The organism is Blastocatellia bacterium (genome assembly GCA_016713405.1).
GTDB lineage: Bacteria > Acidobacteriota > Blastocatellia > Chloracidobacteriales > JADJPF01 > JADJPF01.
The window spans coordinates 577,645-591,196 of sequence record JADJPF010000020.1 but is presented as its reverse complement, the minus strand read 5'-3'; the positions used below and the strand labels follow the sequence as shown (position 1 = coordinate 591,196).

Below are 13,552 nucleotides of genomic sequence, written 5' to 3'. Positions count from 1 at the left end.
ATTTAACAGGTTGCACAATCAAAAAAATACTTGCAAAATAGCTTAACAGTCTTAAAACATATTTTTCAAATCTATAAATAAAGTAGAGTTGAAAAGAGTTTGGACAAAACAAAATAATTGTTTTTTATTTTGCGCTAAGTATTTGCTAATAAAATACATTAATAATAATTATCATTAATATATTTATATTATTTGGAGACTGATTACTATGGATGTCCCGCTAGTAAAATTTCTACATTATGATAAAGAAATTTTTAGTCAGCACACCTCTTGTATTCCTCGTGTGGGAGAAAGCATTATGATTGTAAGTGGTGAAAATAGAAAGTTATGGACGGTTCAAGATATACAATATGTTTATTCTTTTCGTCCTGCTTATGGGTACTTAACACCTAGTGTAATTGTTAATGTAGTTTCTCATGAAACAGATTGGCCTGAAGATGTTACACTCCCGCCAGAATCAAAAAGGCGTTCAGGTTGGTAATAAATTGACTTTAAGTAAAATTTTAGAAGTTAGTAAATGTACTAACTTCTAGCGTGTAAACATAGATCTGTGCTTAGGTAACGTTCCCCACGATCACCTAGAATAATGACAATTTGTCCTTTTTCCATTGTTTCAGCTAAAGATAAAGCTGCATAAAGTACGGCTCCTGAGCTAATGCCAGCAAAAATACCTTCCTGCAAAGCTAATTTACAGGCTGTTTCAATTGCATTAGGATCTTCTACATAGATATTTTTGTCTATTAAAGAAAGGTCACAAATACCAGGTACATAACTACCATCTAAATGAAGTAGTCCTTCTATTTTGCTAATACCTTCAGCCGGTTGTACAGCAACTACTTGGGTTTTACTATTAGCTTCTTTTAGCCTTCGTCCAACTCCCATTATAGTCCCACCTGTACCAATACCTGCAATAACAGCATCTATTGAACCTGGCATTTGTTCTAAGATTTCTGCTGCTGTATGGTGATAATGGGCTAGTACATTATCTTGGTTTTCATTTTGGTCAATATAAAAATAGTCTGTAGTGTTGGTTGATAGTTCTTTTGCAGCTTCAATGTGGCTATGAGGGTTATTGCGAGGTGTCAGTATAAGTTCGGCCCCCCACATTCTCATCATTATTCGTCGTTCTATACTTTTGGATTCAGGCATAAAGATTTTTGTCCGATATCCTTTTAGTGAACCGACCATTGAAAGAGAAATACCCGTATTTCCACTTGATGCTTCTATGATGGTTTTACCTGATGTTAATTTCCCAGTAGCTTCTGCTGACTCTATCATATATTTTGCAATACGATCTTTTAGAGAGCCGCTAGGGTTCATTAACTCTAATTTAGCAAATATCTTAACAGAAGGGTTTTTACTAAAACTTCTTAATTCTACTAAAGGTGTATTTCCTATTAAATCCAACAACTGCCCTTTGTACACAGATCCTCCAACAATATTTTCTAAAAACTACTGCGGTAGAATAGCTACCAAATTATTAGATGCTATTGTAAGCAAAGCACGTTCAGCATCTTCTTTAACATTTATTTCATTATCTGCTTTTTCTTTATTTTTATCAGGTTGTTTTGCCTCTTTTTTAGCTAATGTTAAAGCTGCTGCTAGTTCGTTAGTTGCTAGCTGCCAATCACCAACAAAAGCATAGGAACGTCCACCACAATAACGAATTAGTGCATTATCTTTTAGTTCTTCATCAACATCAGCATAGGAAAGTAAATTCTTCATTGTTCGGAAAAATATTGCTTCTATTTCTTCACCATCTTTAGTAGTGATTTTTTCTTGTACTGCCTTATTTTTTAAGCTTCCTGCATTATTTACTTTATCTAGTTCATTAGTTATAGAAAAAAATTGTTCATCTATAATAGTATTTACTAAATTTTGTAAAGCTTCAGGACAACGACCATCATATTGTTCAAAAGCTAAATAATAGTGTTGTAAGGCTTTATTTTTTTGTCCTAACTTACTATAGACAATTGCCATGTTTTCATGTGCAAGTGGGTAAAAATTTTCTCTTATTTCTAAAGCTTTTTGATATTTTTCTATTGCTTTTCCTAAAGAACCTTCAACTCCATTATTATTAAGAAAAAGCCAAGCATTTCCTTGTTCTAAGTAAGCTTCTGCAAATTTTGGATTTTGCTTTACTGCAAGTTCATATTGTTTAATTGCAGCAAATTTATTTTCTTTATTATTACTATTTACATAAATTCTTCCTAAATTATAGTTAGCAATGGGGTAGCTGCCTCCTTGTTGTTCAATAGCAGATTGAAAACTTTCTATTGATTTATCAAATTGTCCCATAACTTCATAAATTAACCCTAAATTATTGTAGGCTTCTGGGTATTTTTTGTTTTTCCGCTTGGTGATTGCTAGGTTTATTTGATCAAGAGCATCTTTAAATTTTCCTTGGTGGGCATAAGCTACGCCTAAATTATAGTAAACTTCAGGGTTATCAGACTTATCTCTCATTAATTGTTCATATTCTTTTATAGCATCTTCAATTTCCCCATTACGATAAAGAGCTACACGTAAATTAAGGCGGGCGTCAGAGTCTTTATTATCTTTTTCTATAGCAGTTCGTAGGTTATCAATAGCTAGGTCAAAATCTTCTTTTTGGAGATAGGCATAACCTAGAGCAGCATAGGCTGGGCCAAAGTTAGGATTTTTTTCTATCAAGTTTTTTATAAATACCAATAGCTTTATCTGGATCTTTTTCAACTATAGAATCTCCTGTTTTTATTATTGCTTCCGGGCCAGTGGTTGCAGTTACCACACGTCTTGTAGCTTGTGCTGTAGCTTCTCCTACTTGTTGGATTCCAAGTGCTTGGCTACGTTCAATACCAGGACGTGAAAGAACATTAGAAATTCCTGGACGAGATAAGCTAACACCTTTATTTAACCCAACAGTACCGCCAATACCTGGACGTGATAAAGCTTTGCCTGTGCCTGGACGTGACAGAGGGGTTCCTGTACCTGGACGTGATAAAGGGGTGCTTGTACCAGATTGACTAGTAGTACCAGGACGTTGAGCATCAAGAGTTGTAGTTAATAAAGAAAACTGGGGTTCTTTATTGTTTATTAAAGAAACTACATTAGCTAAATAATTATTAGTCGCTATACCTGGGTTATTAGCAATAGGTTGTTGTGCTAAAGAGGCACTGGAAAAGAGTCCTATTCCCAAAATTTGAATTAAGGCTACTTTAGTAGTAGGAATAAATTTATTAAAAAAGCCTTTTTTTCTTTTTAAGATGCTATTTAATTTGTTATTAGCAACCATTACCAACATTCTCCCTTTACATTAAATTAACCGATGTGAGAAAATCCTTTTTATAGATGCTTTAGGTAGACAACTTGTTAGAATTATAACTAAAATCTTGTCTCTACTACCACCTTAATATATGATTGATAGCTATTATTTGTTTGCCTAAACACAATATCAAAAACCCTTAGCTGAAAGTTTAGTCTTTCATTAATTTTAGATCTAGAAGTATTTTAGATCTGTTTACAAATTGGGGATTAATATGTCTCAAGCGCAAGCTGCCGATCCAGCAATCGGAACTATTATTGAAGACAAGTACCGCATTGATTCTTTGATGAGCAAAGGCGGTATGGGTAAAGTTTTCAAAGTTACTCACTTAAACTTAAATAAAACATTTGCACTTAAACTTATGAATTTTAGTTCAAATGTTACAGACCCAAACCATTTAGCTCGTTTTAGACGTGAAGCAGAAGCATTGGCTAAGATTGCTCATCCTAATGTAGTTATGGTGACAGACTTTGGGGTTACAGCAGAACAAGTCCCTTATATTGTAATGGAGTATATTCAAGGAGTTTCTCTTAGATCTTTACTTGAAAAGATGGGAAAACTTCCTGAAAAACAAGCTATTCAAATTGCTAAACAAATGTGTTCTGGTCTTCATGCAGCACATACTCAAGGTATTGTACACCGTGATCTAAAACCAGAAAACATTATGGTTCAACAACTTAACGAAGAAGAGATAGTAACTAAGGTTTTAGATTTTGGTATTGCTAAATTACTGGTGGATGATCCATCAAGTCAAAATTTAACATCTAATGAAGAATTGTTAGGAACATTAAAATATATGACTCCAGAACAATTCTTAGGTACTCCTGTAGATGCTCGCTCAGACGTTTTTGGGATTTGTTTAATTGTTTATGAAATGCTAGCTGGCATAGTTCCTCCAGCAGTAATGTCATTAGCACAGCCACTGCATGAACTTTGCCCAGAAATCTCTTTACGTTTAAGTGATATTATCTTAAAAGGTCTAGCCCAATCACCTGACCAACGTCAGCAATCTGCTCTAGCACTTAAGAAAGAAATAGATAATGTTGAGCAAGATGCTATGATGGACATTATTAGAGATGGGACTGAAGATGCTAGTGGAATATACTATAATAATACTAGCAATAGTACTAATAGAACTGGTAGAACTGGTAGACAAAACTTTAATAATACCAATCAAACCCAACGTCATAACACTACGGCATCTGGAAAACGTCAAGATAATAGTATTAAACCTCAACAAAACCTTCCTCCAGAAGATGATTACCCAGAAGTTATTTCTTACGAAAAACCCCGTACTAACCCTATTGTTTATGTTGTAGTATTAGTGCTATTAGTGGCAGGTGGATTTGGTGGCTGGAAATATTACCAATCTAAAGCCAATACAGAAAATACTGATACTAATAACAAGGTATCTGCAACAGAACTTCCTCCAATGGTAAAAATAAAAGGGGATTCCTTTAAGATGGGAAGAAATAGCAAAATTGACCTCTATTCTTCCCCAGAGCATTTAGTACAATTAGAATCTTTTTATGTTTCTAGCTTCTTAGTTACTAACCATCAATACGCAGTATTTATTAAGAACTCTAACTATCCTCCTCCAGATAACTGGAGAGGTCAAAAAACTCCTCCTAACGATCAACTAGAAAAGCCAGTAACAACAGTTCGTTGGCAAGATGCCAAAGCTTACTGTGATTGGTTAACACAACAAACAGGCAAAGCTTATAGAATGCCTACAGAAGCAGAATGGGAATATTTAGCAAATAATCATGCAAGTTTAAATGTAAAACAAATGATGGAAGATAATATTGAATGGACTAACTCTGAGTTTAAAGCTTATCCAAACTCAAAAGCTGAAAAGTTAGGGCCTGGAAATTTTTACATTATTCGAGGACTAAAAGAAGATGGTAAGATGGGAAAAGTTGACCCTATAATATACCGATTTTGGGAACAACCCAGCTTTTCTTTTGAAAATTTAGGATTTCGTATTGCTTATAAAGCTGACTAAATGAGTGGTAAACTCAAATGAGTGGTAAAACTGGACAAATTAGTTACTTTAATAGCCTTCTAGGTAAGCTATTAAACCAAACCTATCGCATCGATAGCCAAGTAGCTCTAGGTGGGATGGGTGCTGTGTTTCGTGGTGTTCAAGTAAGTACTAATGAAGTAGTAGCAATTAAAGTTATCTCCCCCCACTTAACAGCTAATAGTGTTTTTGTTAAGCGTTTTCAAAGAGAAGCTAAAGTAGGATCGCTTTTATCTCACCCTAATATTGTAAAAGTTCATGAATTTGGGGAAACTCCAGAAGGTATTTTATTTATGGCTATGGAGTTTATCGAAGGAAAAACCTTAGATGAATACATCACCCACTCATCCCCACTTAATGTTATGCGTGCTTTAGAAATACTGCGACCTCTTTCAGAAGCACTTGATACTGCACATAAACGCAATATACTGCATAGAGACTTAAAACCTGCTAATGTGTTATTAGCTAAAGACAGCCAAGGAAAAGAAGTTATTAAACTGGTAGATTTTGGTTTAGTAAAACTCTTGCAACCAGATAGTGAAATTACTGCGGGTTCTAACCTTACAGCTATGGGAGAAGCTTGTGGTACTCCTATTATATGTCTCCAGAACAAATTATTGGTCAACAACTAGGCCCAACGGCTGATATTTATAGCCTTGGTATTATTCTTTATCAAATGCTTACAGGCAAAATGCCTATAGAAAGTAATAATGTTAGGCAAATATTAGCGATCAAAATTAACCAAGATCCCCCTGTAGCATCACAGAAATTTCCTTTTATCCCTAAAGTTTTAGACGTTGTTCTACAAACTGCTTTATCTAGAGATCCTCGCAAACGCTACCAAACAGCAAAAGAGTTATTTGATAATTTCCAAAAAGCTGTTTTTGAGATTAGCTTAGAATATTCTCAAGCAACACAACCTGTCCTAGATCAAGGAATGATTTCAGAACTAAGACAAGAATATAGTATCTCACAAAAAGATTTATCTTTTTCAAATAATTCGCTAGAACAAACACCTAATCTTTCCCCCATAGCTGAAATAGCTACTATAAATAATACAGCAACTAAGCCTAGTAATATTATTGCTATTAACTCTCCTATTACTCAAGTTCCTCCCTTAAATAAAATCCCTCAGCCTAGTGAAATTGATTCTTCTCCATCTATAAACTCAAATTCTATGAATAGTATGAATAGTGATTCTTTTTCAAGAGAAGTTCATCAATCATCAATAAGTCCTAGGGAAACAAGCGAAAAACAAGTTAAATTTCTTATCATCACAGTAGGAGTGTTATTTGGATTATTAATAATAACATTAGCCCTATACTTAACACAAAATCCTTAATAGTATTTAATTTTGTACTTAAATAAAAAATTAAGAAACACATTATGTTATTGAGATTAACTTTTTTCAAAGGACAAGCTGTATGAGGGAGAGTAAAAAAACCAAAAAACAGCTAATTTTAGAACTAAAAAAATTACGTCGATGTGTCACCAAACTATCAAAAAATAAATCTAAGGGCAAAATTTTAGAAACGCAATTATCTAGCTCAAATTTTTCTAAAGCCTCAGAAAATAGCTTAAGCACAAAATTTAACCCTTTAGCTAATATTACTTCCATACTAGAAGCAGCTTCCTTAGTAGCAATTATTATTACAGATGTTAATGGAGTTATTTCTATTTTCAATTCTGGCGCAGAGAAAATGCTAGCTTATAATTCTGAAGAAGTAATAGGAAAAGAATTAACAATTTTTCATTTAAGCTCAGAAATTAATTTGCGCGGACAAGAATTAAGTCATAAGTTCCATCATAAAATCACAGGAGTAAATGTTTTAACTGAATATGCTCGTCAAGGTAAACAAGAAGCTAGAGAATGGACATATATTAAGAAAAATAATCAAACCCTAACCGTTAATTTATCAGTTACTGCATTAAAGGATAATTTAGGAAATTCACTTGGATTCTTAAGCATTGCTACTGATATTAGTGAACAAAAACAAGTTCATAAAGAACTACAAAAAGCCAAAGAGACAGCAGAAATGGCTGTAAGGGTTAAATCAGAATTTCTAGCAAATATGAGCCATGAAATTCGTACCCCTATGAATGCTGTTATTGGTATGACTGGGCTTTTATTAGATACAAGCCTTTCAGAAGAACAAAAAGATTATGTAGCAACAATTCGTAGTAGTGGTGATGCTCTTTTAACAATTATCAATGACATTTTAGATTTTTCTAAGATTGAAGCTGGCAAATTACAGCTTGAGCAAGCTCCTTTTGATATTAAAGATTGTATTGAGGAATCTTTGGTATTAATAGCACCTAAAGCAGCAGAAAAAGGCTTAAATTTAACTTATTCTATTGACCCTCTTACCCCAAGAATTATACTAGGTGATATAGCTAGGCTTCGTCAAATCCTAGTTAATTTATTAAGTAATGCTGTTAAGTTTACTAAGGTTGGAGAAGTATCTATTTTAGTTAAAGCCAGTCTTTTAGAACAACCTTTACAAGCTAGTTCTTGTTTAGAAAAAGATAGTTACAATATTTATAAAATACAATTCTCTGTTAAAGACAATGGTATTGGTATTGCTCCTGATAGGGTAAATAAATTATTCCAAGCATTTTCTCAACTAGACACTTCTACAACTCGAAAATATGGTGGTACAGGTCTAGGTTTAGCTATTAGTAAATTACTTTGTGAACTAATGGGGGGAAATATTTGGGTAGAAAGCCAAGTAGGGTCTGGAGCTACTTTTCATTTCACTATTTTGGCAAAAGTAACGGATGATGAATTTACTCATGGTGAAGTAGAAAATATTTTAGTAGATAAACGGCTATTAATGATTGTTGATGATCCAGTAGATCAATATTTGTTACAACAACAAGCTGTTGCTTGGGGTATGCACCCACGTGCAACAACACTTGTAGATGAAGCAATTTATTGGCTACGTGATGGCTCATTATTTGATATTGTAGTGATTGATACAGAAGTTGATAACTACCAGTATTTTCTTAGCCAACTAAAAGAAAATATACCTCTTCTAGCTTTAGTAAGTCCTGATAAACCTACTTCACAATTAAATGCAATAATAGCAGGTTCATTAACTAAACCTTTTAACCCTCAACATTTATATGAAGTATTTACTAATATTTTCTCTAATTTACCTATTAAATCCCGACATACAAACACATTACTTCAAATAGATTATGAAATGGCCTTAAAACATCCGCTAAGAATACTTGTTGCAGAAGATAATGTAGTAAATCAAAAAAGTAACCTTACGAATGCTTGAAAAAATGGGGTATCGTGCTGATATAGCAGCCAATGGGTTAGAAGTATTATATTCTTTAGCTCGTCAAAACTATGATGTAATTTTAATGGATTTACAAATGCCTGAAATGGACGGTTTAACAGCTACTCGAGAAATTCGTCAAAACTATACTAATCATAAACCTAGAATAATTGCTATGACTGCTAGTGTAATGCAAGGAGACCGAGAAAATTGCTTAGAAGCCGGTATGGATGATTATATTAGTAAGCCTGTTAAAATAGAGCAATTACAAGCTGTACTAAAACGCTGCTATCAACTGCCTACAGAAAAATTAGCTCGTAAAACCACTGAACATTTAACTAGTAAACTAACTAATAAACTAAGTGAACTAACTATGTTACCTCCTATAGATTTAAGTGTTATAGAAAGCTTGCTACAAATACAGGTTCCTGGAGAACCTAACCTTTTACTAGAACTAATTGATATGTTTGTTAAAGATGCACCAAAAAAACTAGATATTTTGCGTAATGCTTTGCAACAGTCTGACTTTGTAGAGGTTCGCCGAGTTGCTCATACATTAAAGGGAGTTCTGGATCACTTGGAGCAAACCAAATGATGAAAATTTGTGCAGAAATAGAACAACGTTGTAAAAACAAATCTTTTGAAGGATTAGAAAATCTTTTACTTCAACTAGAAATGGAATTTATACGTGCAGAAAGTGTATTATTACACGAAAGAGAAAAAATTGCTCACTTGGATTTAGCTTAATATTTACTAGTAATTCTTAGGAAAGGTTTTTATGTCCTTATTTGATAAATTTAAACAACAAAACGCTGCACCAACTGACGCAAAAGTACCTAAAGAGATAATAGAATTAAAGCACCAATTACAAAATAAACCTAATGACCCAGAAATCTTGCGGCAATTAGGCATTGCTTGTGAAAATCATGGGTTAAATAGGGAGGCTATACAGCATTTTTCTACTTTAGGTAGAATTTACCAAAAAAGCCCTCAAACAGCATTATCAATAGCATACTTTCGCAAAGCTGAACGCTTAGCTGACCAAACAGAACGCGCTACAATTTTAAAAGACATAGAAAAAACCTATCATGTTACAGGACAGTTTGAAGAAGCTTATAAAGCGGCCCGACAAATAATTGAAATTTACTTGGAGATTAACCAAAAAGAAGCGGCTCGAGGCTTTGTAATTAACCTTCCTGCTTTAGGTGAAAAAGATGCTATTTACCGAAAAGAACTTAGGGAAATGATTGGTGAAAAAGACGAAACTTGGGCCCAGGGTGCGCGGGGAACTTGGGTAGAAGAAAACTCTCCTAAACCAACTCAATTAATTGCTACTTTACCCGGTTATACAGCATCCAAAGTCCCTGTCACCCTTCCAGCAGAAAAAGCTATTTTTGCTCCCATGCGGGTTTTAGTAGTAGATGATGATCAAAGTGTTTGCAAAATTTTGACTGCAATGCTTCGCTCTATTGGCTGTCAATCCTCTACAGCTAGTAATGGGACAGAAGCCTTACAAACTGTATCTAGTTGGAAACCCCACTTGATTATTTCTGACTTACTAATGCCTCAAATGGATGGAAGCCAGTTTTTTGCTAAATTACAAGAAAATCCTGAAACTCAAAATATTCCTTTTGTTTGCCTTAGTTCTCGTGGTCAAGAAGATGAAAAGCTAGCTGCTTTTAGCAAAGGTGTAGAAGATTATTGGGTTAAACCCTTTGTTATTTCCGAACTTGCTGCACGTACTAAAAAACTTCTTCTGCGCCAATGGCAAAAAAATGCCTCTTCTTCAACCACTTTATATCCAGATCAAGCAGAATTATCAGGCAGATTAGGTACTATTCCTATGCCACACCTACTAAGAATGTTGGAATATATGGCTAAAACTGGGCTACTAACTTTAATTAATGATGAAGCATCTGGTTCTATTTCTTTTCAAGAAGGTTGGATTACAGATGCTCAATATGAAGCAATCAATGGAGAAACAGCACTATTTTCACTAATTAGCTGGCAAACAGGGCGTTTTATTTTTGAGTCTCAAGAAATAGTTGGCCCTCGGGTTATTACGGATTCTTTAGACCAAATATTTGAAAAATTAGCTGCTTATTATCAAAATCAAGCCTAAATAAATAAGCAGTGATAAAATACAAAAAAGAAATAGAAAATAATAGGAAAAGGAAAATAGCAATAATACAAGTAATATGGAGTAAATAAACAAGATAAGCAAAGACATTCCTAAGCTTGATAGCCTAAGTTATATATCTTATGCTCTTTTAAGGTTTTAGAATTAAAAATATTTGATTAGTTAGTTTACAGTGTATTTATAGCAAACTTTTTATCTAAACTGTGGAATGCCACAATAAAAAATGTAGCTTGCACGCTAGGAAAGTTTTGACAAAGCTTTTAATTTTACCGCAGCCAACTACCCACGAAGTTTACTAAAAACATGAGGTTTAAGAGGCTTTTTCTTCATGCTTTTTGTACACTTCGTGGTTTGCTTTCTCTAACTTAAAAACACCAAAACTAATACACAAACTCATTGCACATTTACCAGAACATAAGCCAAAATTAACAAAATAAAGCCAATAAATTATAATTAATAATTTTCCTCCTAACTACTTAAGTAGTTATTTTAGTGACAAGGGTTTAATATGCAAAAAATATTTTCCTTAATTCGTTCATCTAAATTTTATTATGCTATTTTACTGCCAGTAGTTATTCTAGCCGTATTTTCTGCATTTTTACTAAAATATAGCGCATCTTCCCCAGCCGAAGCAGATAGAAAACGCATTGTTGGTTCAACTGAACAAATACGACAACTAGTAGTTGCTAGTAATGGTAATCCTACAGATCAAGACTTAATTAGATTAGAGGAAAAGTTTCCTAATTCAAAAACAGGTTCTTTAGCTCGGTTTTTACGAGGGTATTTACATTATAACAAAAGTGATTTTTCTGTAAGTGCAAAGCTTTTTGATGCTGATTTTATCAGTCAAGGAAGCGTTTTAAGCGATTATGCACTTTATTATCAAGGTCGCTCTTATCGTGAAATAGGAGAATTTAATAAAGCTATTGCGACCTTTAGCCAATTAGCAGAAAAATATCCCGATTCCCTACTTGCTCGAAATGCTGAAATAGCTGTTGGAGAAATAACATTAAATCAATTAAACGATGCTAACACAGCAATTAAAAAACTTAGTCGGCTAACTGATAGCAAAGACGCAACAGCTTTATTCCTAACGGCTCAAGCTTATGAGAAACTACAAAAAACTGATTTAGCAGTAGAGTTTTATAAAAAACTTTATTTCCAAGTCCCTCAAAGTAGCGAAGCGGATTTAGCTGAAAAACGACTTATAGAACAAAAATATCTACCAGAAACTAGTAAATCCTCTTATGAGCTTTATCAAACTCGCGCACAAGAACTTTTTCGAGCAGGTCAATATGCCCGTACAACAGAAACTTACACCAGCTTAAAAACTAATTTTCCAAACCAAGCCGTTAGCGCAAATAATGAGCTAGAGTTAGGAATTAGCTTCTATAAACTCAACCGTTTCCGCGAGGCTGTTACACCACTACAAAATGTTTCTAATAGCAATAAAGAAGATTATTTACAAGCTCGTTATTATTTAGCCAATAGTTACTTAAAACAAAAACAAATGGGACAGTTTGCCGAGGTTGCAAACCAAGTTTTAACAACCCTAAAACCTAGCTCGGAACAAGCTGCAAGCCTGCTAGGAGCAATGGTTGAATACTATCAAATTGCTAATGAATCTTTAGCAACACGTTATCGAAATCAATTAATCCAAAATTATCCAAATTCTAAAGAAGCTGACGAAATTTCTTATAAGCCTGCATGGAAAATACATCAACAAAAAAGATATGCAGAAGCAAGTGAAGCACTTGTAGAACATTTAGCTAATATTCCTAATACTGATTTTCGTGGCCCTGCCATCTTTTGGGCTGCTCGTAATGCTGAAAAAGCTGGTCAACCCTCTAAAGCTGTAGCTCTTTATGAAGCCTTGTTAAAACGCTATAAATATAACTACTATGGCTATTTAACAGAGCAATACTTAGGTCAACTAAAAAAACAAGGTGTTAAAGCTCAAAAGGCTGCTGAAGGTTCACAGTTAGCCAGAGCCATCGAAAACTTAAAACCTGCTAGCCCTTTACCTGAAACAGCAACAGACAAAGTTGTCCCCTACTTGAAAAAAGCAGAGCAATTGCATGAAATAGGACTAGATGACCAAGCTTTTAGTGAAATCGAGTTTGTGCGTAAGGAATTCCCTACCTCACATAAAGTTAATTTTGCTCAAGCCGCTATTTATCGAGATCGTGGAGAAAATTTCCGTGCTGTTGATACCTTAAAGAAAGCACATCCAGACTACAGTATTTATCAGGGTGATGAAGTTTCTCAGGAAGTTTATGATATTTTCTTCCCGTTAATTGAGTGGGAAACTATTCAAACTGAAGCTAAACGACATGGACTTGACCCTTACACGGTGGCAGGTTTAATTCGCCAAGAGTCGGTTTTTGACCCTAGGGCCAAGTCTCGTGCTAATGCTCTAGGTTTAATGCAGCTACTTCCTTCAACAGGTCAATTAGTTGCACGTAAACAAGGTGCAGGTAAAATCACTAACGAACAGCTTTATAATCCAAAATTAAATATTCAGCTAGGGACAGCTTATTTAGCTGAAATGTTGGATAAATATGGAAAGATTGAATATGCAGCAGCAGCTTATAATGGTGGCCCAGGGCGTGTTAGCAAGTGGCTAACTACTTTACCTACAAGCAATATAGAAGATTGGGTAGAATCAATACCTATTACAGAGACACGCCTTTATGTCTTTGGTGTAATTCGTAACAGTCAACAATATAAACGCATTTATGGAAAAAGCCAAACAGCCCAAAAATAAGCTTTAAGATCTCTAAAAGCTCTAAATTCTA

Annotated in this window: 12 protein-coding genes; 9 read left to right on the top strand and 3 right to left on the bottom strand. The window is 34.2% G+C overall.

The genetic code is table 11. The features are described 5' to 3' along the window. Window positions 1-208: 208 nt before the first annotated feature. On the top strand, window positions 209-481 hold the full coding sequence (locus IPK14_20890; protein ID MBK7995741.1) for a hypothetical protein: 273 nt from the start codon (window positions 209-211) through the stop codon (window positions 479-481). 41 nt (window positions 482-522) lie between these two features. On the opposite strand, the gene IPK14_20885 is transcribed toward IPK14_20890, so the two are convergent. From IPK14_20885 to IPK14_20875, 3 genes are read right to left on the bottom strand one after another with little or no spacing between them, the layout of a single operon-like run. Next, window positions 523-1,410 (bottom strand): cysteine synthase family protein, encoded by an 888-nt coding sequence (locus tag IPK14_20885; protein ID MBK7995740.1) that lies wholly within the window; start codon window positions 1,408-1,410, stop codon window positions 523-525. A gap of 42 nt (window positions 1,411-1,452) precedes the next feature. After that, entirely contained in the window at window positions 1,453-2,673 is a 1,221-nt protein-coding gene (locus tag IPK14_20880) for a tetratricopeptide repeat protein (GenBank protein ID MBK7995739.1), read from the bottom strand. Continuing rightward, on the bottom strand, window positions 2,654-3,274 hold the full coding sequence (locus tag IPK14_20875) for a hypothetical protein (GenBank protein MBK7995738.1): 621 nt from the start codon (window positions 3,272-3,274) through the stop codon (window positions 2,654-2,656). The genes IPK14_20880 and IPK14_20875 overlap by 20 nt, the downstream gene beginning before the upstream one ends. A 244-nt stretch (window positions 3,275-3,518) precedes the next feature. Here IPK14_20875 and IPK14_20870 point away from each other — a divergent pair, with 244 nt between their 5' ends. From IPK14_20870 to IPK14_20835, 8 genes are all read left to right on the top strand, one after another. Continuing rightward, entirely contained in the window at window positions 3,519-5,309 is a 1,791-nt protein-coding gene (locus IPK14_20870) for a protein kinase (protein ID MBK7995737.1), read from the top strand. Window positions 5,310-5,326: 17 nt separating this feature from the next. Further along, window positions 5,327-5,959: a serine/threonine protein kinase gene (locus tag IPK14_20865; GenBank protein ID MBK7995736.1), complete on the top strand. Its 633-nt coding sequence runs from the start codon at window positions 5,327-5,329 to the stop codon at window positions 5,957-5,959. Then, window positions 5,926-6,669: a hypothetical protein gene (locus IPK14_20860; protein ID MBK7995735.1), complete on the top strand. Its 744-nt coding sequence runs from the start codon at window positions 5,926-5,928 to the stop codon at window positions 6,667-6,669. Before IPK14_20865 ends, IPK14_20860 begins: the two co-directional genes overlap by 34 nt. A gap of 82 nt (window positions 6,670-6,751) precedes the next feature. After that, window positions 6,752-8,614, top strand: coding sequence for a PAS domain-containing protein (locus IPK14_20855; GenBank protein ID MBK7995734.1), 1,863 nt, complete (start codon window positions 6,752-6,754; stop codon window positions 8,612-8,614). Continuing rightward, entirely contained in the window at window positions 8,607-9,209 is a 603-nt protein-coding gene (locus IPK14_20850) for a response regulator (protein MBK7995733.1), read from the top strand. The genes IPK14_20855 and IPK14_20850 overlap by 8 nt, the downstream gene beginning before the upstream one ends. Further along, window positions 9,206-9,361 carry a hypothetical protein gene (locus tag IPK14_20845; protein ID MBK7995732.1) on the top strand — a complete coding sequence of 52 codons (156 nt, stop codon included), beginning with the start codon at window positions 9,206-9,208 and terminating at the stop codon, window positions 9,359-9,361. The genes IPK14_20850 and IPK14_20845 overlap by 4 nt, the downstream gene beginning before the upstream one ends. Window positions 9,362-9,392: 31 nt before the next feature. Further along, on the top strand, window positions 9,393-10,736 hold the full coding sequence (locus IPK14_20840) for a response regulator (GenBank protein MBK7995731.1): 1,344 nt from the start codon (window positions 9,393-9,395) through the stop codon (window positions 10,734-10,736). A 526-nt stretch (window positions 10,737-11,262) separates the two neighbouring features. Then, window positions 11,263-13,521, top strand: coding sequence for a transglycosylase SLT domain-containing protein (locus tag IPK14_20835; GenBank protein ID MBK7995730.1), 2,259 nt, complete (start codon window positions 11,263-11,265; stop codon window positions 13,519-13,521). Window positions 13,522-13,552: the final 31 nt, after the last annotated feature.

Excerpts from the sequence above, each read along its gene's own strand:
- IPK14_20845 (MBK7995732.1), top strand. The coding sequence starts at position 9,206 with ATGATGAAAATTTGTGCAGAAATAGAACAACGTTGTAAAAACAAATCT.
- IPK14_20850 (MBK7995733.1), top strand. The coding sequence starts at position 8,607 with ATGCTTGAAAAAATGGGGTATCGTGCTGATATAGCAGCCAATGGGTTA.
- IPK14_20860 (MBK7995735.1), top strand. The coding sequence starts at position 5,926 with ATGTCTCCAGAACAAATTATTGGTCAACAACTAGGCCCAACGGCTGAT.
- IPK14_20890 (MBK7995741.1), top strand. The coding sequence starts at position 209 with ATGGATGTCCCGCTAGTAAAATTTCTACATTATGATAAAGAAATTTTT.
- IPK14_20875 (MBK7995738.1), bottom strand. The coding sequence starts at position 3,274 with ATGGTTGCTAATAACAAATTAAATAGCATCTTAAAAAGAAAAAAAGGC.
- IPK14_20835 (MBK7995730.1), top strand. The coding sequence starts at position 11,263 with ATGCAAAAAATATTTTCCTTAATTCGTTCATCTAAATTTTATTATGCT.
- IPK14_20865 (MBK7995736.1), top strand. The coding sequence starts at position 5,327 with ATGAGTGGTAAAACTGGACAAATTAGTTACTTTAATAGCCTTCTAGGT.
- IPK14_20870 (MBK7995737.1), top strand. The coding sequence starts at position 3,519 with ATGTCTCAAGCGCAAGCTGCCGATCCAGCAATCGGAACTATTATTGAA.
- IPK14_20840 (MBK7995731.1), top strand. The coding sequence starts at position 9,393 with ATGTCCTTATTTGATAAATTTAAACAACAAAACGCTGCACCAACTGAC.
- IPK14_20855 (MBK7995734.1), top strand. The coding sequence starts at position 6,752 with ATGAGGGAGAGTAAAAAAACCAAAAAACAGCTAATTTTAGAACTAAAA.